The 20,305-nt window shown below is 67.6% G+C and carries 21 protein-coding genes and 1 tRNA gene; 11 read left to right on the top strand and 11 right to left on the bottom strand.

Annotated features, from left to right (window positions below; genetic code table 11):
- The first annotated feature begins 25 nt into the window (after positions 1–25).
- The 6 genes from trpB to HQ308_RS15745 all read left to right on the top strand — a co-directional run bounded on the left by trpB (position 26) and on the right by HQ308_RS15745 (position 6,276).
- Complete coding sequence (gene trpB / locus HQ308_RS15720; RefSeq protein WP_027506783.1) at positions 26–1,285, top strand: tryptophan synthase subunit beta; 1,260 nt, start codon at positions 26–28, stop codon at positions 1,283–1,285.
- A 20-nt stretch (positions 1,286–1,305) separates the two neighbouring features.
- On the top strand, positions 1,306–2,109 hold the full coding sequence (trpA, locus tag HQ308_RS15725; protein WP_056448083.1) for a tryptophan synthase subunit alpha: 804 nt from the start codon (positions 1,306–1,308) through the stop codon (positions 2,107–2,109).
- A complete protein-coding gene (lgt, locus tag HQ308_RS15730) occupies positions 2,109–3,119 on the top strand; it encodes a prolipoprotein diacylglyceryl transferase (protein WP_222647125.1) in 1,011 nt (336 codons plus the stop codon). Before trpA ends, lgt begins: the two co-directional genes overlap by 1 nt.
- Complete coding sequence (locus HQ308_RS15735) at positions 3,097–3,822, top strand: TM2 domain-containing protein (RefSeq protein ID WP_222647070.1); 726 nt, start codon at positions 3,097–3,099, stop codon at positions 3,820–3,822. Before lgt ends, HQ308_RS15735 begins: the two co-directional genes overlap by 23 nt.
- Positions 3,823–3,921: 99 nt before the next feature.
- Complete coding sequence (gene pyk, locus HQ308_RS15740) at positions 3,922–5,340, top strand: pyruvate kinase (protein WP_222647071.1); 1,419 nt, start codon at positions 3,922–3,924, stop codon at positions 5,338–5,340.
- Between the two features lie 60 nt (positions 5,341–5,400).
- Positions 5,401–6,276 carry an acyl-CoA thioesterase II gene (locus tag HQ308_RS15745; protein ID WP_027506779.1) on the top strand — a complete coding sequence of 292 codons (876 nt, stop codon included), beginning with the start codon at positions 5,401–5,403 and terminating at the stop codon, positions 6,274–6,276.
- Here HQ308_RS15745 and HQ308_RS15750 read toward each other — a convergent pair.
- Complete coding sequence (locus tag HQ308_RS15750) at positions 6,251–6,499, bottom strand: helix-turn-helix transcriptional regulator (protein ID WP_027506778.1); 249 nt, start codon at positions 6,497–6,499, stop codon at positions 6,251–6,253. The genes HQ308_RS15745 and HQ308_RS15750 overlap by 26 nt on opposite strands.
- A 128-nt stretch (positions 6,500–6,627) precedes the next feature.
- Between HQ308_RS15750 and HQ308_RS15755 the strand changes: the two genes are divergently transcribed.
- On the top strand, positions 6,628–6,993 hold the full coding sequence (locus HQ308_RS15755; protein WP_082544652.1) for a helix-turn-helix transcriptional regulator: 366 nt from the start codon (positions 6,628–6,630) through the stop codon (positions 6,991–6,993).
- A 9-nt stretch (positions 6,994–7,002) separates the two neighbouring features.
- Here HQ308_RS15755 and HQ308_RS15760 read toward each other — a convergent pair whose 3' ends face one another.
- The 3 genes from HQ308_RS15760 to HQ308_RS15770 are packed head-to-tail and all read right to left on the bottom strand — an operon-like array spanning position 7,003 to position 8,611.
- Positions 7,003–7,662: a YoaK family protein gene (locus HQ308_RS15760; protein WP_056447941.1), complete on the bottom strand. Its 660-nt coding sequence runs from the start codon at positions 7,660–7,662 to the stop codon at positions 7,003–7,005.
- Positions 7,659–8,156 (bottom strand): DNA-deoxyinosine glycosylase, encoded by a 498-nt coding sequence (locus tag HQ308_RS15765; RefSeq protein ID WP_222647072.1) that lies wholly within the window; start codon positions 8,154–8,156, stop codon positions 7,659–7,661. Before HQ308_RS15765 ends, HQ308_RS15760 begins: the two co-directional genes overlap by 4 nt.
- A complete protein-coding gene (locus HQ308_RS15770; RefSeq protein WP_037186651.1) occupies positions 8,153–8,611 on the bottom strand; it encodes an anthrone oxygenase family protein in 459 nt (152 codons plus the stop codon). The genes HQ308_RS15765 and HQ308_RS15770 overlap by 4 nt, the downstream gene beginning before the upstream one ends.
- A 72-nt stretch (positions 8,612–8,683) precedes the next feature.
- On the opposite strand from HQ308_RS15770, the gene HQ308_RS15775 reads away from it, so the two are divergent.
- A complete protein-coding gene (locus tag HQ308_RS15775) occupies positions 8,684–9,061 on the top strand; it encodes a hypothetical protein (RefSeq protein WP_222647073.1) in 378 nt (125 codons plus the stop codon).
- A 21-nt stretch (positions 9,062–9,082) separates the two neighbouring features.
- Here the strand turns inward: HQ308_RS15775 and HQ308_RS15780 are convergent.
- Positions 9,083–9,159: transfer RNA gene (locus HQ308_RS15780), tRNA-Leu, on the bottom strand.
- A gap of 148 nt (positions 9,160–9,307) precedes the next feature.
- Between HQ308_RS15780 and HQ308_RS15785 the strand changes: the two genes are divergently transcribed.
- Both HQ308_RS15785 and HQ308_RS15790 read left to right on the top strand, forming a co-directional pair.
- Positions 9,308–9,913 carry an ANTAR domain-containing response regulator gene (locus tag HQ308_RS15785; RefSeq protein WP_027506773.1) on the top strand — a complete coding sequence of 202 codons (606 nt, stop codon included), beginning with the start codon at positions 9,308–9,310 and terminating at the stop codon, positions 9,911–9,913.
- Between the two features lie 189 nt (positions 9,914–10,102).
- Complete coding sequence (locus HQ308_RS15790; RefSeq protein WP_027506772.1) at positions 10,103–11,440, top strand: ABC transporter substrate-binding protein; 1,338 nt, start codon at positions 10,103–10,105, stop codon at positions 11,438–11,440.
- Between the two features lie 214 nt (positions 11,441–11,654).
- Here the strand turns inward: HQ308_RS15790 and HQ308_RS15795 are convergent, their stop codons facing one another.
- From HQ308_RS15795 to HQ308_RS15810, 4 genes are read right to left on the bottom strand one after another with little or no spacing between them, the layout of a single operon-like run.
- Positions 11,655–12,479: an ABC transporter ATP-binding protein gene (locus tag HQ308_RS15795; protein ID WP_027506771.1), complete on the bottom strand. Its 825-nt coding sequence runs from the start codon at positions 12,477–12,479 to the stop codon at positions 11,655–11,657.
- Positions 12,476–13,489 carry an ABC transporter ATP-binding protein gene (locus HQ308_RS15800; RefSeq protein ID WP_027506770.1) on the bottom strand — a complete coding sequence of 338 codons (1,014 nt, stop codon included), beginning with the start codon at positions 13,487–13,489 and terminating at the stop codon, positions 12,476–12,478. The genes HQ308_RS15795 and HQ308_RS15800 overlap by 4 nt, the downstream gene beginning before the upstream one ends.
- Positions 13,479–14,471, bottom strand: coding sequence for a branched-chain amino acid ABC transporter permease (locus HQ308_RS15805; protein ID WP_027506769.1), 993 nt, complete (start codon positions 14,469–14,471; stop codon positions 13,479–13,481). The genes HQ308_RS15800 and HQ308_RS15805 overlap by 11 nt, the downstream gene beginning before the upstream one ends.
- A gap of 2 nt (positions 14,472–14,473) precedes the next feature.
- Positions 14,474–15,856 (bottom strand): branched-chain amino acid ABC transporter permease, encoded by a 1,383-nt coding sequence (locus HQ308_RS15810; protein ID WP_222647076.1) that lies wholly within the window; start codon positions 15,854–15,856, stop codon positions 14,474–14,476.
- Between the two features lie 215 nt (positions 15,857–16,071).
- Here HQ308_RS15810 and polA point away from each other — a divergent pair, with 215 nt between their 5' ends.
- Positions 16,072–18,735: a DNA polymerase I gene (gene polA, locus HQ308_RS15815; RefSeq protein ID WP_222647128.1), complete on the top strand. Its 2,664-nt coding sequence runs from the start codon at positions 16,072–16,074 to the stop codon at positions 18,733–18,735.
- 81 nt (positions 18,736–18,816) lie between these two features.
- Here polA and trxA read toward each other — a convergent pair whose 3' ends face one another.
- Together trxA and HQ308_RS15825 are read right to left on the bottom strand one after the other, a co-directional pair.
- Complete coding sequence (trxA, locus tag HQ308_RS15820; RefSeq protein WP_027506766.1) at positions 18,817–19,188, bottom strand: thioredoxin; 372 nt, start codon at positions 19,186–19,188, stop codon at positions 18,817–18,819.
- Positions 19,189–19,291: 103 nt separating this feature from the next.
- Complete coding sequence (locus tag HQ308_RS15825) at positions 19,292–20,290, bottom strand: GlxA family transcriptional regulator (RefSeq protein WP_027506765.1); 999 nt, start codon at positions 20,288–20,290, stop codon at positions 19,292–19,294.
- Positions 20,291–20,305 lie beyond the last annotated feature (15 nt).

Genomic DNA, 20,305 nt, shown 5'->3' on the forward strand with positions numbered 1-20,305 from the left:
TGTGTCATCGGGCAGACTCGACACCGTGACTACCAGCTATCTTCCGAACTCGAGCGACGGCATCACCGATCGCACCGATCACGACCCCGACCTCGGCGGACACTTCGGTAAGTACGGCGGCCGCTACGTGCCCGAGGCGCTCATGGGCGTCATCGAGGAAGTCACCACCGAGTACGCCAAGGCGCGCGGAGATCGAGACTTCCTCGACGAGCTCGATCGTCTGCAGCGCGACTACACCGGTCGCCCGTCGCCGATCTTCGAGGCGGCGAATCTGTCGAAGCAGGCCGGTGGGGCCCGCATCTTCCTCAAGCGCGAGGACCTCAACCACACCGGTTCGCACAAGATCAACAACGTGCTGGGCCAGGTGCTGCTCGCCAAGCGGATGGGCAAGACCCGCGTCATCGCCGAGACGGGCGCGGGCCAGCACGGCGTCGCCACGGCCACGGCCTGTGCGCTGCTCGGCCTCGAGTGCCTCGTCTACATGGGCGAGGTGGACACCGAGCGTCAGGCCCTCAACGTCGCCCGGATGAAGCTCCTCGGTTCCGACGTCGTCGCGGTGACGTCCGGCTCGCGCACACTCAAGGACGCCATCAACGAGGCGCTGCGCGACTGGGTGACCAACGCGGACGAGACCTACTACTGCTTCGGCACCGTCGCCGGACCGCACCCGTTCCCCATGATGGTCCGCGATTTCCAGCGCATCATCGGCATGGAGGCACGCGCGCAGATGCTGCACGATCACGGCCGGCTTCCCGACGCCATCGCCGCGTGCGTCGGCGGCGGGTCGAACGCCATCGGCATCTTCCACGCCTTCATCGACGACGCGGACGTCCGGCTGATCGGGTACGAGGCAGCCGGCGACGGCATCGAGACGGGTCGCCACGCCGCGACCATCGGTGCGGGCTCGCCCGGCGCCCTCCACGGCGCCTTCTCGTACCTTCTGCAGGACGAGGACGGTCAGACCATCGACTCGCACTCCATCTCCGCCGGGCTCGACTACCCGGGCGTCGGACCGGAGCACTCGTACCTCAACGACATCGGGCGAGCCGAGTACCGACCCATCACCGACACGGAGGCCATGGAGGCCTTCACTCTGCTGTGCAAGACCGAGGGCATCATCCCGGCGATCGAGTCCGCGCACGCCATCGCGGGTGCCGTGAAGCTCGGCCGTGAACTCGGTGACGGCGCCATGATCCTGGTCAACCTCTCCGGTCGCGGAGACAAGGACGTCGACACCGCCGCGAAGTGGTTCGGCATCCTGGACGAGAAGGGCAACGTGACGTGAGCACCCCCACCCCCATCCCGGTGCACTCCGGTCCGTCGCGGTTGGGCCCGGTCTTCGACCACACCCGCGGTGAGCACCGCGCCGCCCTCGTCGGCTACCTGCCCGCCGGGTTCCCGACGGTGCCCGAGTCGATCGACGCCGTGCGCGCGCTCGTCGACAGCGGCTGCGACATCATCGAGGTCGGCGTCCCGTACTCCGATCCCGTCATGGACGGCCCCACCATCGCGGCCGCCGCAGGGCGCGCCCTGGCCAACGGCGCCCGCGTCCGCGACGTCTTCACCGTGGTCGAGGCCATCGCCGACGCCGGTGGCAAGGCCGTCGTCATGACGTACTGGAACCCGGTCATGAAGTACGGCGTGACCGAGTTCGCCGCGAATCTCGCGTCGGCGGGCGGCCTCGGCATGATCACGCCGGACCTGATCCCCGACGAGGCCGGCGACTGGCTCGGCGCCTCCGAGGAGCACGGGCTCGATCGCATCTTCCTCGTCGCACCGTCGTCGACGGAGGAGCGTCTCTCGCGCACCGTGCAGTCGAGCAGCGGTTTCGTCTACGCCGCGTCGACCATGGGCGTGACGGGTGCCCGCGATGCGGTGTCCTCGGCCGCGCCCGCACTGGTGTCCCGCATCCGCGTGCACTCCGACATCCCCATCGGCATCGGCCTCGGGGTGCGTTCCGGTGCCCAGGCCGCGGAGATCGCCGCGTACGCCGACGCCGTCATCGTCGGATCCGCGCTCGTCTCCGCCGTCGACCAGGGTGTCGGCGCCGTCTCCGCGCTCACCGCAGAACTCGCCGAGGGCGTGCGGTCGGCGAAGGCCGCGTCGTGATGCTCGCGGCGAACACCGCCGTGCTCGCCTACATCCCCAGTCCGCCGCAGGGCGTCTGGTACGTCGGGCCGCTCGCACTGCGGGCGTACGCCTTCTTCATCATCGTCGGCATCGTCGTCGCGATCGTGTGGGGTGACCGCCGCTGGGTCGCCCGCGGCGGCGACAAGGGGACCGTCCTCGACGTCGCCGTGTGGGCCGTGCCGTTCGGTCTCATCGGCGGTCGGCTCTACCACGTCATCACCGACGCGCCGACGTACTTCGGCGAGGGTGGCAATCCGATCGACGCCCTCAAGATCTGGCAGGGCGGTCTCGGCATCTGGGGCGCCGTCTTCCTGGGTGGTGTCGGCGCGTGGATCGCCTGCAGGCGACGCGGGATACCGCTCCCGGCCTTCGGCGACGCCGTCGCGCCGGGCATCCTCCTCGCGCAGGCCATCGGCCGCATCGGCAACTACTTCAACCAGGAGCTCTACGGACGCGACACCACCCTGCCGTGGGGCCTCGAGATCTACGAACGCGTCGACGCCAACGGTCGGGTCGACTCCCTCGCCGGCGTCTCCACCGGAATCGTCGAGCGGGTCGTGCATCCGACGTTCCTGTACGAACTGTTGTGGAACGTCGTTGTCGTCGTGCTCCTGGTGCTGGTCGACCGTCGCTTCCGCCTCGGACGCGGCCGCATCTTCGCCCTGTACGTCGCGGGCTACTGCGCCGGACGCTTCGTCATCGAGCTGATGCGCAGCGACTTCGCGACGCTGATCGGCGGCATCCGCGTCAACTCGTTCACCTCCGGCATCGTCTTCCTGCTCGCGCTGGCGTACGTCGTCCTCGCGCCCAAGGGTCGTGAGGAACCGGCCACGCTGCGCACCCGGACCGACGAGGTCGAGCCTGACGGCGAGGTGACGGACGAGGCGGACGCCGATGCTCCGGCGAAGGACGAGGACCGATCCACCGACGAGGTGACCACCCCGACGACGAGTGAGGACGAGGGACGTGACCGATCCGGACAAGCCTGACCTGACGAAGAAGTCGACCGGCTCGGACCCCGTGGGGTCCGACGACGTCACCGGGAGCACTCCCGGTCCGGGGTGGAACACCAACGCCAGTTTCGGCGAGGGTCCGGGTTCCGGCGCCTACCCGTCCTACCCGTCGCCGGGGACGTACCCCGAACCGTCGGCCGGTGACACGGCTGCCTTCGGCTACCCGGTCGGCGAGTACGGCTCCTGGAATCGTGAGCCCGAGTCGACGGACTGGTCCGCACGGCCGGCCGCGGACACCCCGTACGCCCAGCCCCAGTACGGTCAGCCCCAGTACGCCCAGCCGCAGTACGGTCAGCCCCAGTACGGTCAGCAGCCGCAGTACGGGCAGCCACCGTTCGCGGGCGGCTACGGCGTCGATCCGATGGCGCCGTTCGGTCGAGACATGGGGACGGGTGAACCGTTCGGCGACAAGTCGAAGGTGACGGCAGGTGTTCTCCAGTTGGCCCCGCTGCTCTTCGGTCTGCCGCTCGGCATCGGCCGGTTCTACATCGGCTCGACGGTGCTCGGCGTCGCGCAGCTCGTGTCGTTCATCGTGAGCGTCCTGCTGACCGTGACGATCATCGGCGCGTTGATCGGTATCCCGCTCTACGCGGCCGTCTGGCTGTGGTGCCTCGTCGACGGCATCGTGATGCTCGTGAGCAAGGTCCGCGACGGGAACGGCCGACTTCTCAAACCCTGAACGACCTCCCGGTTAACTACTGGCCAGTAGCCCAATTGTCAGGACATAGAGCGGCGTCGTCGATAGGAATCGGGTCCGGCGGGGACTAGGCTTGCGCCCGTGACCCGACGGACGAAGATCGTATGCACCCTGGGACCGGCGACTGCCACCGACGAGAGAATCAAGGAACTCGTCGAGAGCGGAATGGATGTGGCTCGGCTGAATTTCAGCCACGGCGACTACCCCGACCACGAGGCGAACTACAAGCGGGTGCGTGCGGCGTCGAACGCCACCGGGAAGGCCGTGGGCATCCTCGCCGACCTGCAGGGTCCGAAGATCCGGCTGGGCCGGTTCAAGGAGGGCAAGACCACCTGGGCCAACGGTGAGCTGATCCGCATCACGGTCGAGGAGTGCGAGGGCACCCACGATCGGGTCTCCACCACCTACAAGGAACTCGCGCAGGACGCCAAGGAAGGCGATCGCCTCCTCGTCGACGACGGCAAGGTCGGTCTGGTCGTCACCGGTGTCGAGGGCAACGACGTCCTCTGCCGCGTGACCGAGGGCGGCCCCGTCAGCAACAACAAGGGCGTGTCCCTCCCCGGCATGGACGTGTCGGTTCCCGCCATGTCGGACAAGGACACCGAGGATCTCGAGTTCGCTCTGGCCCTGGGAGTCGACTTCATCGCACTGTCGTTCGTGCGGTCGCCGGCCGACGTCGAGCTGGTGCACGCGATCATGGACCGGGTGGGCCGCCGGGTCCCCGTCATCGCCAAGATCGAGAAGCCGGAAGCGGTCGACAACCTCGAGGCCATCGTCCTCGCGTTCGACGCGGTGATGGTCGCGCGTGGTGACCTCGGTGTCGAGCTCCCGCTCGAGCAGGTGCCGCTGGTGCAGAAGCGCGCCATCCAGATCGCGCGCGCCAACGCCAAGCCTGTCATCGTCGCCACGCAGATGCTCGAGTCGATGATCGAGAACTCGCGTCCCACCCGCGCGGAGGCGTCCGACGTCGCGAACGCGGTGCTCGACGGCACCGACGCCGTCATGCTGTCCGGCGAGACCTCCGTCGGCAAGTTCGTCATGGAGACGGTGCGCACGATGGCACGCATCGTGGAGACCGTCGAGATGGAGGGCGACGCGGTTCCGGCGCTCACCCACACTCCGCGCACCAAGCGCGGCGTCATCTCCTACGCGGCTCGCGACATCGGAGAGCGGCTCGACGCACGCGCTCTCGTTGCCTTCACGCAGTCCGGTGACACCGTGCGGCGCATGGCGCGTCTGCATTCGCGGCTGCCGCTGCTGGCCTTCACGTCCATCTCCGAGGTGCGCAGTCAGCTCGCTCTGACCTGGGGCACCGAGACGTTCCTGGTGCCGTTCGTCGACACCACCGACGGCATGGTGCGTGAGGTCGACAAGTCGTTGCTCGAGCTCGACCGTTATCACCGCGGCGACCAGGTCGTGATCGTCGCCGGTGCGCCTCCCGGCACTGTAGGCTCCACCAACTTGATCCACGTGCACCGAATCGGAGAAGAGGACCGGTAAGTGACCGAACTGGGGGGAACGGTCGACAGACCGGAATCGGCGCGTCGGGGGGACGCGCCGATCGCCACGGCGGGGCGCTCACGCGACCTCGACGTGTTGCTGGACATCCTCGACCTCACGGAGGTCGACGAGAACACCTACGTCGGCCGTCACCCGGCAGAGGTCGGGAGCAGAACGTTCGGCGGACAGCTGGTCGCCCAGGCGCTGGTCGCGGCCGGCCGCACCGTCAGCGGGGCGAGGCCGATCCACGCCATCAACGCACACTTCATTCGCGGCGGAGATGTCAAGCGAGACATCACTTTCCGCGTGGAACGTCATCGTGACGGCCGCGCCTTCGCCAACCGTCAGGTGACGGCTTACCAGGGTGACGAGGAGCTGTTCGTCATGCTCGCCGCCTACCAGGACTCGCGCGGCGGCCTCGAGCACAGCGTCGAGTGGCCCGAGGTGGAGTACCCGGAATCGCTGCCGCCGCTGGGCAACCACTTCGACGGGTACGAGGACCGTCTGAAGATGTTCGTGGACGCGCTGAAGCCGATCGACATGCGGTACGCCAATGATCCGGCCTGGATCATGAAGGGCACCGGAGAACGGTCGAACCACAACAGGGTATGGATGAAGTCCGACGGACCGTTGCCCGACGATCCCGCTCTGCACGTCGCCACGATGGGATACGCGTCGGACACGACGGTGCTCGACTCGATCATCACCACACACGGTCTGTCCTGGGGTTTCGACCGCATCGTGGCCGCGACAGTGAACCATTCCATCTGGTTCCACCGTCCGTTCCGCTTCGACGAGTGGATGCTCTACGCCACCGAGTCGCCGGTCGCCGCGGGGTCCCGCGGACTGGCCACCGGCCGATTCTTCTCGCGCGGAGGAGAATTGGTGGCGACCGTGGTGCAGGAAGGGCTCATCCGCCATTTCCCGGCACGATGACGCGGTCGTCGGTCACCACGAAGACGTCGTCGAAGCGGTCGGTCCCGAACTCCGAGAGCAGGCCGGCGATGAATTTCGTTCCGGGCGCGCACTTCCCGCTGAGAATGCGGGAGACCGTGGCCGGGTCGACCCCGATGCGTTCGGCCAGTTGCCCGTCGGTCGTGATGTGAGCGAAGCGCCGTAGTCGTTCCAGCCCGTCGCGGTCCAGCTCGAGATTCGCCATCGATTCCCCCCGGTGATCGATCGTGTCGCGCTCGTTGCGCGCACGAGACGAAAGGTACACATGCACTGGCGGGCGGGCAATCGACACACTGCGCGTGAACTTGCGTCCGTGTCAGTAGTGTTCGCGCCATGGATCAGACGTCCGGGGTGGGGGAGACGTGGTGGGAGTATCTGAACCGCGTCACAGACAGAGCATCACAAGTGGAGATCGCGCGGGCTGCAGGGGTGGACCCCGCGTCGGTCTCGAGATGGAAACTGGGGAAGAACACGCCGAGTGCGGATCGCGTGATCGCGGTCGCACGGCACTTCGGTCGGAATCCGGTGGAGGCGCTCGTCGTCGCGCGCTACCTCGAGCCTCGAGAAGTCGACGCGTCGATCGAGTTGGCCGCCAGCGCCGCCGCGCTGACGGACGACGAGTTGATCACGGCCGTCCGACGTCGACTCGAGCTGGCGCGGGGCATGGTCGCATCGGGGTCACCGGTGAGCCACGACTGAGCGGGGTGTTCAGGGCGTGCGCTCGTCGATGACGAAGATCGCGAGCGTCGCCGCCAACACTGCGGCCGGTATCCACGCGGCGCGGACGCCGACGGACCCGGTCGCGGCGGCGCCGGCCAGTGCGCCGAGGACGAACACGGCGATCACGGCGCTGTAGACACCGAACGCCCGTCGGCCGGCGGAGTCGCGGTCGACGATCGCAGCGAAGCCGGCCTCGGTCACGCGCATCAGATTTCCGGTCATCGCGATCGCGATGTAGTTGAGATCGCCGATGTTCCGGAACAGGGCGATCTGCAGCGCGGCGATGAACGAGATCGGCACGGTGACCAGCGCATTCGGCACCGTGGCGGGTACGAAGCCCACCACGGCGAGGATGGCTGCCTGCGCCGCGATGGACCACCGGATCGGCCGGTGCACTCGGCGTTCGGCCCGTCCCGTCTTGATGACGTTGGCGATCGAGACACCGACCACGAACGCGAGGATCGGCCACAGGTGTTGGGCCGCGTCCCGCCAGTGCGTCCGCGACACCTCGATCGCCAGGAAGATGACGTTGCCCGTCTGCGCGTTGGCGAAGACGCCGCCTCGGCTGACGTAGGTGTAGGCATCGAGGAACCCGCTCGCGGCGGTGACGAGGAGCGCGAAGCGCAGACTCGAGGCCGTCGCGGTCACCGGTCGTCCCTCGCGACGATGCGCCAGGCGTCGACCTTCGCCGCCGTGCTCAGGGCGGCATGGGCAGGGCTGGTGGACGGCAGCCGGAACGTCTCGACGGGCCGGGACAGCGCCACGTGGCGAGCGAACAGCCGCGCCGCCGCGGCGCCGTTGAACACGATGCGGTCCAGGGTGGGGTGGGCCGTGAGCAGCGCGTCGATGTCGTTCGGCACCACCGTGTCGCTCTCGATGGCCGAGTCGAGACTGCCCTCGCGAGTGCACAGTTCGAGAACGTCCCACACCGCGACGCCCGCGGCCGTGAGTGCGCGCACGCGCTCCGCGTAACCGACATCCCCGGGTAGGTGGAAGATGTGAGTCATGATGGGCCAGAACGCATTCCGCGGATGGGCGTAGTACTGCTCGGCTGTCAGCGACGCGACCCCCGGCATGGAACCGAGCACCAGCGTGTGCGGCGAGTCGCCGACGAGCGGGGCGAAGCCGTGCACCACCGTCATGCTGCGACACCGGCGACGACGAACAGCACCGACGCACCCAGTCCTGCGACCACGCGGACGTGGTTCCACCGGGTCCACCGAGTGAGGTACTCGGGCCACACGTCCTCCGCGGCAGCGAGCCGATCGTTGAGCGGCACGTTGACGGCGACGGTCACGCCGAGGCAGCCCGCGACGTAGAGCGCCGCCGCCGCTGCGACGAGAACGGCGGGTGTGCCAGGCTCGAGGAACGCGGTGACGGCGGCGAGGACCGATGCCGCCGCGGTACCGAACAGCAGGACCATGAAGACGGGAGCGACGATGACCACGTTCACGCGCGTCATCACCGCCGTGGCGGCGGACGCGGGCTGTACGCCCAGCGCCGGCATCACGGCGATGGAGAAGGCCAGCAGGACGCCGGCCACCGCAGCGGAACCGACACCCGCCGCGACGACGGCGGCGGAGAGCAGAACGGACACGACGGAGCCTTTCGATGATGCGGCGGTTCTGTCGTCCCATCAGATCACGGTGCCCACCGCCGGGGTCGTCCGATGATCGTCACGAGTGCCTTCTTCGCCGACTACGCGCGCCAGTCGGACCAGAAGCTCGACGTGCTCGGCGGCATCTGGGACTGGTGTGTGGTCCCGTCCCTCGCGCAGCCCGTCGAGGCCTACCTGGTGGTCCTGCTGCAGCGTGGCCCCGACGACGTGTCGGGTGAGCGGGTACGGGTGGAGATCACGGACGGCGAGGACGAGCCTCTGCACGTGTTCGAACTGCCCGTCGCCGGTCACCTCGAGGGGGAACAGCAGGCTGTGGCGTTCCCGATCTCCTTCGCATGCCGACGGGTGGGGCGCCACGTGCTGCGCCTGACGACGGGGGCGGCCGGTCCGGGATTCGCGCTCTCGCTGGACGTTCGATCGATGGCCTGAGCGGCTGCGGGGGAGATGTACTGGTGCCCTCGGTGAGACTCGAACTCACACTGCACGGGTTTTGAATCCGTTTCCTCTGCCAATTGGGATACGAGGGCGAACCGCTCGCGGGGCGAGCTGGTGCGGTCACCGAGTGTAGAAGATCGGTGCCGGATGCGGTGCACCGGTACCCTGACGACGGCCCGGGCGCAGCGTCGAGAACGGGGCCGCCGCAGGGGAGAGTGCATCGAGGGAGGGCGAGTCAGCGTGAACACACCGGCACCGTCGCAGCCACGTCGTGTGGTGGTCGCGGAGGACGAGTCACTCATTCGGCTGGACCTCGTGGAGATGTTGCGCGAGGAGGGGTACGACGTCGTCGGGGAGGCCGCGGACGGTCAGGAAGCGGTGGACCTCGTCCGCGCCCTGGTTCCGGATCTGGTGATCATGGACGTGAAGATGCCGCGTCGAGACGGTATCGACGCGGCCTCCGAGATCGCCGCGGCTCGGTTGGCTCCGGTCGTGATCCTGACGGCCTTCAGCCAGCGCGAACTCGTCGAGAGGGCCCGCGACGCCGGCGCCATGGCGTATCTGGTGAAGCCCTTCACGAAGGCGGACCTGGTGCCCGCCGTGGAACTGGCCGCCAGCCGGTTCACCGAGATCTCCGCGCTGGAGACCGAGATCGCGGATCTCCACGACCGCCTCGACACGCGCAAACTCATCGAGCGCGCTAAGGGTCTGCTGATGACGTCCCAGTCGCTCTCCGAGCCGGAGGCCTTCACGTGGATCCAGCGGGCCGCGATGGACCGCCGCACCACCATGAAAGCGGTCGCCTCCGTCGTCATCGAGACGCTCGGAGACGCCCCCGTCGCGTGACACCGAGTGCCGTGATCCGGCCTCGAAGACTGTGCCAGGCTACGGCCGCGTTAAAACTGGCTGCGTAGACGTCACAGTAAGGTCACAGGGCTTGTTCCACGGGTCGCGAACCGTCGGGGAGCGATAGGTTCTCCTTCACGAGCGTCACGGTATCGGGTGCGTGACGCACATATTTCTAGGAGACGACAGATGGCAAGACGAACCATCGTTCGGACGGCTGCGGTGGTGAGCGTCGCTTCGCTCGCCCTGTTCGGCTGTTCCTCGAGCGACGATTCGAGTTCCGGCAGCGAAACCAGCGCTGCCGGCGGCTCTTCCGCAGCTGCGGAGGCCACCGTGGACACCGACTGCACACCCGAGCAGGCAACTGCCGGCGCGACGCCGGTGACCACTCCGCTCAAGCTCGGCACACTGCTTCCCGAGACCGGTAGCCTCGCCTTCCTCGGCCCGCCCGAGGTCGCCGGCGTGCAGCTCGCCGTCAACGACGTCAACGGCGCCGGTGGCGTTCTCGACCAGCCGATGGAGCTCATCCCCGGCGACTCGGGCGACACCACCACGGACACCGCGAACAGCACCGTCGACCGCGAGCTCGCGGCCGGCGTCAGTGTCATCCTGGGTGCAGCGTCGTCCTCGGTGTCCCTCAAGGTCATCGACAAGATCGCCAGCGCCGGCGTCGTGCAGATCTCGCCGGCCAACACCTCCGACCAGTTCGTCTGCTACGCGGACAAGGGCCAGTACTTCCGCACGGCACCGACCGATGTGCTTCAGGCACAGGCGCTCTCGCAGCTCATCGCCGAGGACGGCGGCCAGCGCGTCTCCATCCTCGCGCTCAACGACCCGTACGGTACGGGCCTGGCGAGCAACACTGTCACCAACCTCGAGGACGCCGGCATCGCGTCCGACCAGATCCAGAAGATCATCTACGACCCCAACGCGCAGTCGTTCAACGCCGAGGTGGACCAGGTGAAGAACTTCAACCCGGACGCCGTCGCCATCATCGGCTTCGAGGAGTCGGCGAAGATCATCACCCGTATGCACGAGATCGGCATCGGACCGTCGGACGGCACCGCCGTCTACGGCGTCGACGGCAACATGGGCAACGCCCTCGGCGAGTCGGTCGGACCCGGCCTGCTCGACACCATGCGTGGCACCACGCCGCTCACCGACGTGGGCGCCGGTTTCCAGGACCGTCTCAAGGCCGTCAACCCGGCTCTGGTCGACTTCAACTACGCCGGTGAGTCCTACGACGCCGTCGTGATCTCCGCCCTGGCCGCGGAGCAGGCGAAGTCCACCGCGGGTGTCGACATCGCGGCGAACATCAACTCCGTCACCAAGGACGGAACGAAGTGCACCACGTTCCAGGAGTGCCTGCCGCTGGTGAAGGCCGGAACCGACATCGACTACGACGGTGTCACCGGTGAGCTCGCGTTCACCGACGGCGGCGAGCCGTCCGTCGGCTCGTACGGCAAGCTGGTCTTCGGACCGGACAACAAGCTCACCACCGAGGACTATATCGTCGTCGGCGGCTGATCTGCAGTAGCCCGGAACGGGCCCGACTCCACTGGAGTCGGGCCCGTTCTGCTGTCGTGAGGCTCGGCTGCTCCTCCCGCGAGTACGTCGACAGTGCTGTGAATACGGCTCGTTGCACGGCACTTCGGACGTACTCGCCGAGGGTGAGGGGCCGCAGACAGCGAGAAGGGCGCCCCGAGCGAACTCGGAGCGCCCCTGTCGGTGTGCGCGGGTACTACTTCTTCTCTTTGCTCCCCGCCAACGTGCCGAGGTACAGCTCGATGACCTTGGGGTCGTTCATCAGGTTCGTGCCGGTGTCGGTGTACGCATTCTTGCCCTGATCCAGCACGTAGCCGCGGTCACAGATCTGGAGGCACCGGCGAGCATTCTGCTCCACCATGATGATGGAGACGCCTGCCGCGTTGATCTTCTTGCAGCGGATGAAGACCTCGTCCTGGAACATCGGAGACAGTCCGGCCGACGGCTCGTCGAGCAGCAGCACGGACGGTTCCATCATCAGCGCGCGGCCCATGGCGACCATCTGCCGCTCGCCACCGGACAGTGCGCCCGCCTTGATCTTGCGACGCTCCGACAGCAGCGGGAAGAGCTCGCTCACGAAGTCGAACCGTTCCTGGAACTTCTTCGGCCGCAGGTAGATCCCCATCTCGAGGTTCTCCTCGATGGTGAGCGAGGGAAACACGTTCTGGGTCTGCGGAACGTAACCGACGCCCTTCGTCACGAGCACGTGTGCCTCGGCGGAGGTGATGGTGTCGCCGCGCAGCGTGACGGATCCGCTGCGGATCGGGATGAGACCGAAGAGTGCCTTGAGCAACGTCGACTTGCCGGCACCGTTGGGGCCGATGATGCCGACGATCTCGCCGTCGTTCAGATAGAAGTTGCAGTCCTTCAGGATGTTCACGCCGGGGATGTATCCGGCCACCAGATCGTCGGCACGCACGAGCGCGTCGGTGGCCAGGCGGCGGTGTTCGTCCGGTGTCGCCGCGAATTCTGCTGCGGTGAGCCCGGTTCCCCCGGATGTGGTCGCTCCGGATTCGGTCATGTCGTGGTCCTCTTGTCCGTCCCGATCTCGGGTTCGGCCGCGGAGAGATCTCCGCCCGACTCGAGTGTCTCGACCTCGGCCTGCTCGAGCGCCTCAGCCAGTTCTGCCGTGGCGCCCACAGGATTTCCGTCGGCGTCGAACTCGAGCGCCTGATCGTGGTGGCTTCCCAGGTACGCGTCGACGACGGCCTCGTTGTCCGCCAGCTGCGCGGGCGCGGACTCGGCGATGACGCTGCCCTGAGCCATGACCACGACCCAGTCACTGATGTCGCGGATGACGTCCATGTCGTGCTCGACGAAGACGACGGTCATGCCGTCGTCGCGCAGCGACTTGATGTGGCCCAGAAGGCTCTGCGTCAGTGCGGGATTGACGCCGGCCATGGGCTCGTCGAGCATGACGACGGCGGGATCGGTCATGAGCGCTCGCGCCATCTCGAGCAGCTTGCGCTGTCCGCCGGAGAGGGATCCCGCGAGGTCCTCGGACTTCGCGTCGAGTTTGAATCGCGCGAGCAGTTCCCGCGCACGCTCGGTCACCTCCCGCTCCTGCGCCTTCCACGTCCACGGCATGAGCGTGTTGAAGATCCGCTCACCCTTCTGTCCCGTGGCACCGAGCCGGACGTTGTCCAGCACGGTCAGCTTCGACAGTGCCTTCGTCAGCTGGAACGTGCGCACCACACCGTGGCGCGCCACCTGGTGCGGCGTCATCCTGCCCAGCGACTTGCCGTCCATCGACCAGGACCCGGTGTCCGGCTGGTCGAACCCGGTGAGCAGGTTGAACAAGGTCGTCTTGCCGGCGCCGTTCGGGCCGATCAGGCCGGTGATGCAGCCACGCTGGATCTCGAGGTGTGCCACGTCGACGGCCTTGAGGCCACCGAAGGTCCGGGACACGCCGTCGACCACCATGGTCGGGTCGGGCTTGGCGACGCCGGGGGTGTTCGCGACGTCGGCGAACAACGCCGCGCGCACCTCGGCGCTGAGCGGCTTGCGTGCCGCGATGGTGTTACTTGGCATCGAGCTGTACCTCCCGCTTGTTGCCCAGCAGTCCCTGCGGGCGGAAGATCATCAGCACCGCGATGAGGATGCCGAGGAGGACGAATCGTGTGGCGCCGACCTGCTGTTCGGTCATCGGAATGAGCGGGTCGTCGCCGGCGGCGGCCTGACGCAGCAGCACGTCGGGGATCGACAGGAAGAACCAGAAGAGCATGGCTCCGACGACCGGACCGAAGACCGTGGCCGCACCGCCGAGGATCAGTGCGCCGAAGGCGAAGAAGGTCTGCGCCGTCGAGTAGAAGTCCGGGTTGATCGACTTGGTCTGCAGAGCGTTGAACACGCCGCCCATACCGCCGATGACGCCACCGAGGACGAGGGCCTGCATCTTGTAGACGAAGACGTTCTTGCCCAGCGAGCGGGCGGCGTCCTCGTCCTCGCGCACCGCCTTGAGGACGCGTCCCCAGGGGCTGTGCGTGAGCAGGTACACGAGTCCGCACAGGATCAGCACCAGTGACCATCCGACCACCATCGCCCACAGGTCGTCGCCGTAGAACTTCACGCCGACGAACGAGTACTGCTTGCCCGAGTCGAACGGGCTGAGGTTGGTGAACGGATCGGCGAAACCGAAGAGGCCGTTGGTCGATCCGGTGACACCGTTCGACGCGGTGGACCGGAAGACCAGTCGCAGGATCTCCGACGCCGCGATGGTGACGATGGCGAGATAGTCCGCCCGCAGGCGCAGGGTGGGGATACCGAGCACGAGCGCGAGGAGACCGGCTGCCGCGAGTCCGACGAGGATGCCGAGCCACAGCGGCTGTTCGTACGTGATGGTCATGATGCCGACGCCGTATCCGCCCAGCAGGGCGAAGCCGATCTGACCGAAGTTGAGCAGTCCTGCGTAGCCGAAGTGCAGGTTCAGTCCGATGGCGAGAAGTGCGTAGAAGATCGCGGAGGGCCCGACGAGCTGGGCCAGCGATACCTGGATTGCTCCGATGATGTCCATGGTCAGCCGATCCTTTGCCGCGAGCCCAGGATGCCTTGCGGCCGGACGATGAGGATGACGATCAAGACGAGCAATCCTCCGATGTATTTGAGGTCGGGGTTGATCACGAGCGTCGACCACTGCACCAGCAGACCGACGATGACACAGCCGAGCAGGGCGCCGTACGCCGTACCGAGGCCACCGAGGGTGATGCCGGCGAACATGAGCAGGAGGAGCTTGAAGCCCATCTCCCACTGGACGCGTCCGCCGAGCTCGGAGAGCCCGAACAGCACGCCGCCCAGAGCGGCGAGACCGCCGCCCATGCACCAGACGAAGGTCACGACGCGCTCGACGTTGATGCCGGACGACGCGGCGAGATCGCGGTTGTCGGCGACGGCGCGCATGGCCTTGCCGATACGGGTCTTCTGCAGCATGAGCGCGACGAGCACGAGCACCACGACGCTGATGACGATGCAGGCGAGGTTGACGTCGGTGATGGCGAACGGCCCCCACTCACGCTGCACCTGCGCCTGGTAGTCCTTGTACGGCTCGGCGCGGTCGGAGAAGAAGATGAGGATCAGGTACCGCAGGGCGATCGCGAGACCGATCGAGACGACGAGTTGGCCGATGAGGCCCGTCTTGCGTCTGCGCAGCGGTCTCCAGAGTCCGGCGTTGTTCGCCCAGCCGACCGCCACACCGACGATCACCGCCAGGACGGTCGCCGGGATCAGCTGGATCCCGAGCTTCTGGTTGAAGACCCATGCCGCGACGGCGCCGAGCGTGACCAACTCGCCGTGGGCGAAGTTGGTGAGCCCGGTGGTGCCGAAGATGAGGCTCAGACCGATCGCGGCGAGCGCGATGACCAGTCCGAAGCGCAGCCCGTCGATGGTGGTGCGCAGGAACTTCTCGTAGAACGGGACGACCGTGGCGCTGCGTTCCTCACCGAAACTGAAGATGACGGTGTTGGCGCGACCTGCCTCCACGGTGCGCTCGACGTCGCCCTGCACGGAGACACCGTCGGGCAGGGTCTCGGGGTCGACGCGGAACGTGTAACTGCCGGGTGAGACCGGAAGTGTCCATCGCCCACCGGTTTCCGACGTGGTGCGAGCCACCTCGGACGCTCCGGAGTCGAGGGCCACGACGTCGACGCCGACGAGGCGTTCACCGGCGTTGTTCAGGCTGCCGCTGACGTTCACCGCGTCGGCGGGTGGAGCGGAGTCGGACTCGGAGCCGCTCGCGGGTGGGGAGCTCGAGCTCGGAGTGGGGGACGGAGTGGGTTCCTGGGCCAGGGCCGTTCCACCGAAGGTGGCTGCGGCGATGAGGCCGAGGAGTACGACGACGAGCGCGCGGACGAGGGCGGCGGTGGCCGTCGTTCGTCCGGGCCGTCGAGGACTCGAGGGGGGCACGGGGGTCCTCTCGGACGGTCGACTAACGCCGAGGAATCTCGGCTCTGCTTGCAATTGTCGGACTCTATCGGGCTCCGGGTATCGAGAACGGCCGCTTCGATTTCTTCGATGTTTCAGTCTTGTTTCGATGCGGTCGACCGCCGACCACGCCCGTGTCGGTACGCCTCCCTAGACTGACCTGCGTGAGTCCAGTAACCGAGTCCTCGCCCCTCCTGATGCTGATCGACGGTCACTCGGTGGCGTACCGCGCCTTCTACGCCCTGCCCGCCGAGAACTTCAAGACCACCAGCGGGCAGACAACCAACGCGGTGTACGGGTTCACCTCCATGCTCATCAATCTGCTGCGGGACGAGTCGCCCACGCACGTCGGCGCGGCCTTCGACGTCTCTCGTCAGACCTTCCGGGCGGACAAGTTCCCGGAGTACAAGGCCAATCGCATCAAGACGCCCGACGAGTTCGCGGGCCAGATCGACATCACCAAGGACGTCCTCGGAGCACTGGGCATCCCGGTGATGGCGGAGCCGGGCTTCGAGGCGGACGACATCATCGCCACCCTCACCACGCAGGCGGTCGCGGCGGGGTACCGGGTGCTGGTGGTCACCGGCGACCGGGACTCGCTGCAGTTGGTCAACGACCAGGTGACCGTCCTCTACCCGCGCAAGGGCGTCTCCGACCTGACGCGGTTCACGCCGGCGGAGGTCGAGAGCAAGTACGGACTCACCCCGGCCCAGTACCCGGACTTCGCGGCGCTGCGTGGAGACCCCAGCGACAATCTTCCCGGCATCCCGGGGGTGGGGGAGAAGACCGCCACCAAGTGGATCCGGGAGTACGGCAGCCTCGAGGACCTGGTCGACAAGGTCGACACCGTGCGCGGCAAGGTCGGCGACGCGCTGCGCGCCAATCTCTCCAGCGTCGTCCTCAATCGCCAGCTCACCGAGATGGTGCGCGACGTCCCTCTGCCGTACACACCGGATCAGCTGCAGCTGGCGCCGTGGGACCGCGAGCGCGTGCACGCGCTGTTCGACGATCTCGAGTTCCGTGTGTTGCGCGATCGGCTCTTCGCCACCCTCTCGTCGACCGAGCCGGAGGCGGAGGAGGGCTTCGAGGTGCGGGGCCGCGCGCTCGAACCGGGCGAGCTCGCCGAGTGGCTCGAGGCGCACACGCAGGACGGTGTCCGCACCGGGCTCTCCGTCGTGGGGACGCGGTCCCCGTTCGACGGTGACGCGTCGGCCGTCGCGTTCGCGTCGGCGGACGGGGAGGGCGCCTACGTCGAGACCATCGGGCTCACCGCCGAGGACGAGCAGGCGCTCGCGGCCTGGTTCGCGGACGAGTCGCGGCCCAAGGCTCTCCACGAGGCCAAGTGGGCGTTGCATGCGCTGCGCGGTCGCGGATGGCCCGTCGCGGGGCTGACCAGCGACACCGCACTCGCGGCCTACCTGGTCCGACCGGGGCAGCGGAGCTTCGCGCTCGACGACCTGTCGCTGCGGTACCTCAAGCGCGAGTTGCGCATCGAGGACGCCGGCGACGCCCAGCTGTCCCTGCTCGACAGCGAGGACGAGACGCAGGCAGCGGTGGCCGAGGGGGAGATACTGCGAGCGCAGGCGGTGCTGGATCTCGCGGACGCGCTGGACCGTGAGCTCGACGAGATCGAGTCCGCGCCGCTGCTCTGGGACATGGAGCTGCCGCTGCTCGGCGTGCTCGCCACCGTCGAGAACACCGGTATCGCGATCGATCTCGATCATCTGCACGACCTGCAGAGCCAGTTCGCCGGGGAGGTGGGCGTCGCCGCCGAGGCGGCCTATGCGGTGATCGGCAAGCAGATCAACCTCGGGTCACCCAAGCAGTTGCAGGTGGTCCTGTTCGACGAGCTCGACATGCCCAAGACCAAGCGCACCAAGACCGGCTACACCACCGATGCCGAAGCGCTGCAGTCGATGTTCGAGAAGACCGAGCATCCCTTCCTCCGGCACCTACTCGATCACCGGGACGCCACGCGGCTCAAGGTGACGGTCGACGGTCTGCTCAAGTCGGTCAGCGACGACGGGCGCATCCACACCACGTTCAACCAGACCATCGCCGCGACGGGTCGGCTGTCCTCCACCGAGCCCAACCTGCAGAACATTCCGGTCAAGACGTCCGCGGGCCGTCGCATCAGGGAGGGCTTCGTCGTCGGCGAGGGTTACGACTCGCTGATGACGGCGGACTACAGCCAGATCGAGATGCGGATCATGGCGCACGTCTCCAAGGACGAGGGGCTCATCGAGGCCTTCAACACCGGCGAGGATCTGCACAGCTTCGTCGGGTCGCGCGCTTTCGGGGTGCCCATCGACGAGGTGACGCCGGAGTTGCGCCGCCGGGTCAAGGCGATGTCGTACGGACTGGCGTACGGGCTCAGTGCCTACGGCCTCTCCCAGCAGCTCAAGATCTCCACCGAGGAGGCCAAGGAGCAGATGGAGGCGTACTTCTCCCGGTTCGGTGGGGTGCGCGACTATCTGCACGAGGTCGTGGAGGCGGCGCGCAAGGTCGGCTACACCTCGACTCTCTACGGACGTCGCCGCTACCTGCCGGATCTGACGAGCGACAATCGTCAGCGCCGCGAGGTCGCCGAGCGCGCGGCCCTCAACGCCCCCATCCAGGGCACCGCGGCCGACATCATCAAGGTCGCGATGATCGACGTCCAGCTCGGACTGGTCGAGGCCGGGCTCACCTCGCGGATGCTCCTCCAGGTGCACGACGAACTGGTGCTCGAGGTCGTCGAGTCCGAACGCGCCGAGGTCGAGGCGTTGGTCCGAGACAAGATGGCGCACGCCATCGAGCTGTCGGTGCCGCTCGACGTCTCCGTGGGAACGGGTCGCACCTGGGACGACGCCGCACACTGAGGCGACCACACGACGACGACGGCGGGCGACGGAATCTCTTCCGTCGCCCGCCGTCGTGGTGCGGGTGTCAGCCCGCGGTGGTCACTCGGCCGCGGCCTGCTGCTCCGCGATCTGCTTGCGGACGTCGTCCATGTCCAGGCCCTTGATCTGGCCGACCAGGTCCTCGAGCGCCGCCTGCGGAAGTGCGCCGGGCTGCGCGAAGACGAGGACGCCCTCGCGGAACGCCATGAGCGTGGGAATCGAGCGGATGTTCGCGGCGGCGGCGAGTCCCTGCTCCGCCTCGGTGTCGACCTTGCCGAACACGACGTCGGGGTGCTGCTCCGAGGACTTCTCGAACGTCGGGGCGAACTGCTTGCACGGTCCGCACCAGTCGGCCCAGAAGTCGACCAGAACGACGTCGTTACCGGTGACGGTCTCGTCGAAGTTCTGCTGGGTGAGGGTCTGCGTTGCCACGAGGATCCTTTCGTCGTGAGTGCCGACCCACCTCGTGTGGGCTCCGGCATGGTGTTCTGTCCACCGTCAACAGGCGGACCCGCGCCGTCATTCCCGAATTCGATCAGACCGAGACGGGCGCCGCCCGGAAGGTGCGCCGGTAGGACTGCGGTGTGGTGCGGCGTAGCCGCAGGAAGTGCTGGCGCAACACCGCCGCGGAACCGAATCCCACGGTGTCCGCGACGGCGTCCACCGACAGGTCACTGGACTCGAGGAGTCGCTGCGCCTCGAGAACGCGCTGATCGCTGATCCAGCGTGCCGGGGTCGTGCCCGTCTCCGCCTGGAATCGGCGAGCGAAGGTGCGGGGCGACATCGAGACGCGTGCTGCCAGGACGTCCACGGTGAGGTCCTCGCGCAGGTTCTCGGCGATCCAGTCGATGAGCGGGGCGAGGGTGTCCGAGTCGCAGGTGGGGACGGGCACCGCGACGTACTGGGCCTGGCCGCCGTCACGGTGCGGGGGCACCACCATGCGTCGTGCGATGCCGTTGGCCACCGCGGCGCCCTGTGTGGACCGCACGATGTGCAGGCACAGGTCGATCCCGGCAGCGGTTCCCGCGCTGGTGTAGACGTTGCCGTCCTGGACGTAGAGCACGTTCGAGTCGACCGTGGCGCCGGGAAAGCGCTCGGCCAGGCGCGCCGCATGGCGCCAGTGGGTCGTGCACCGACGTCCGTCCAGCAGTCCCGCCTCGCCGAGAACGAAGGCGCCGGTGCACAGGCTTGCGACGCGCGCGCCTCTTGCCACGGCAGCGCGCAACTTCTCGGCCAGCGGTTCGAGGTCGTGGCCGTCACCGGTGCCGCAGGCGAACGTGCCGTCCGGCGCCGTCGCGGTACCACCCGCGGACATGATGATCAGATCCGCGTCGTCGAGTCGATCGAGGTCGTACGGGACGTCGATGGAGTAGCCGAACCGAGTGCGGATCGGGTCGGGGACGGCCGCGATCAGCGAGAAGTCGTAGACCGGCAGTCCGTCGTCCGACCGGTCGAATCCGAAGACCTCGCACGCGACACCCAGTTCGAACGCCTCGGTCAACGGCAGGAGCGGGACGACCACCTTCGTCAGCATGTCGCCCAGTATGGC

The organism is Rhodococcus sp. BP-241, assembly GCF_019836145.1.
Lineage (GTDB): Bacteria > Actinomycetota > Actinomycetes > Mycobacteriales > Mycobacteriaceae > Rhodococcoides.

Bases quoted from the DNA above. Each gene is read 5' to 3' on its own strand.
- polA (WP_222647128.1), top strand. From the start codon at position 16,072: ATGCTGATCGACGGTCACTCGGTGGCGTACCGCGCCTTCTACGCCCTG.
- HQ308_RS15805 (WP_027506769.1), bottom strand. From the start codon at position 14,471: ATGGACATCATCGGAGCAATCCAGGTATCGCTGGCCCAGCTCGTCGGG.
- HQ308_RS15795 (WP_027506771.1), bottom strand. From the start codon at position 12,479: ATGACCGAATCCGGAGCGACCACATCCGGGGGAACCGGGCTCACCGCA.
- HQ308_RS15755 (WP_082544652.1), top strand. From the start codon at position 6,628: ATGGATCAGACGTCCGGGGTGGGGGAGACGTGGTGGGAGTATCTGAAC.
- HQ308_RS15800 (WP_027506770.1), bottom strand. From the start codon at position 13,489: ATGCCAAGTAACACCATCGCGGCACGCAAGCCGCTCAGCGCCGAGGTG.
- HQ308_RS15765 (WP_222647072.1), bottom strand. From the start codon at position 8,156: ATGACGGTGGTGCACGGCTTCGCCCCGCTCGTCGGCGACTCGCCGCAC.
- HQ308_RS15825 (WP_027506765.1), bottom strand. From the start codon at position 20,290: ATGCTGACGAAGGTGGTCGTCCCGCTCCTGCCGTTGACCGAGGCGTTC.
- HQ308_RS15790 (WP_027506772.1), top strand. From the start codon at position 10,103: ATGGCAAGACGAACCATCGTTCGGACGGCTGCGGTGGTGAGCGTCGCT.
- lgt (WP_222647125.1), top strand. From the start codon at position 2,109: ATGCTCGCGGCGAACACCGCCGTGCTCGCCTACATCCCCAGTCCGCCG.
- HQ308_RS15775 (WP_222647073.1), top strand. From the start codon at position 8,684: ATGATCGTCACGAGTGCCTTCTTCGCCGACTACGCGCGCCAGTCGGAC.
- HQ308_RS15750 (WP_027506778.1), bottom strand. From the start codon at position 6,499: ATGGCGAATCTCGAGCTGGACCGCGACGGGCTGGAACGACTACGGCGC.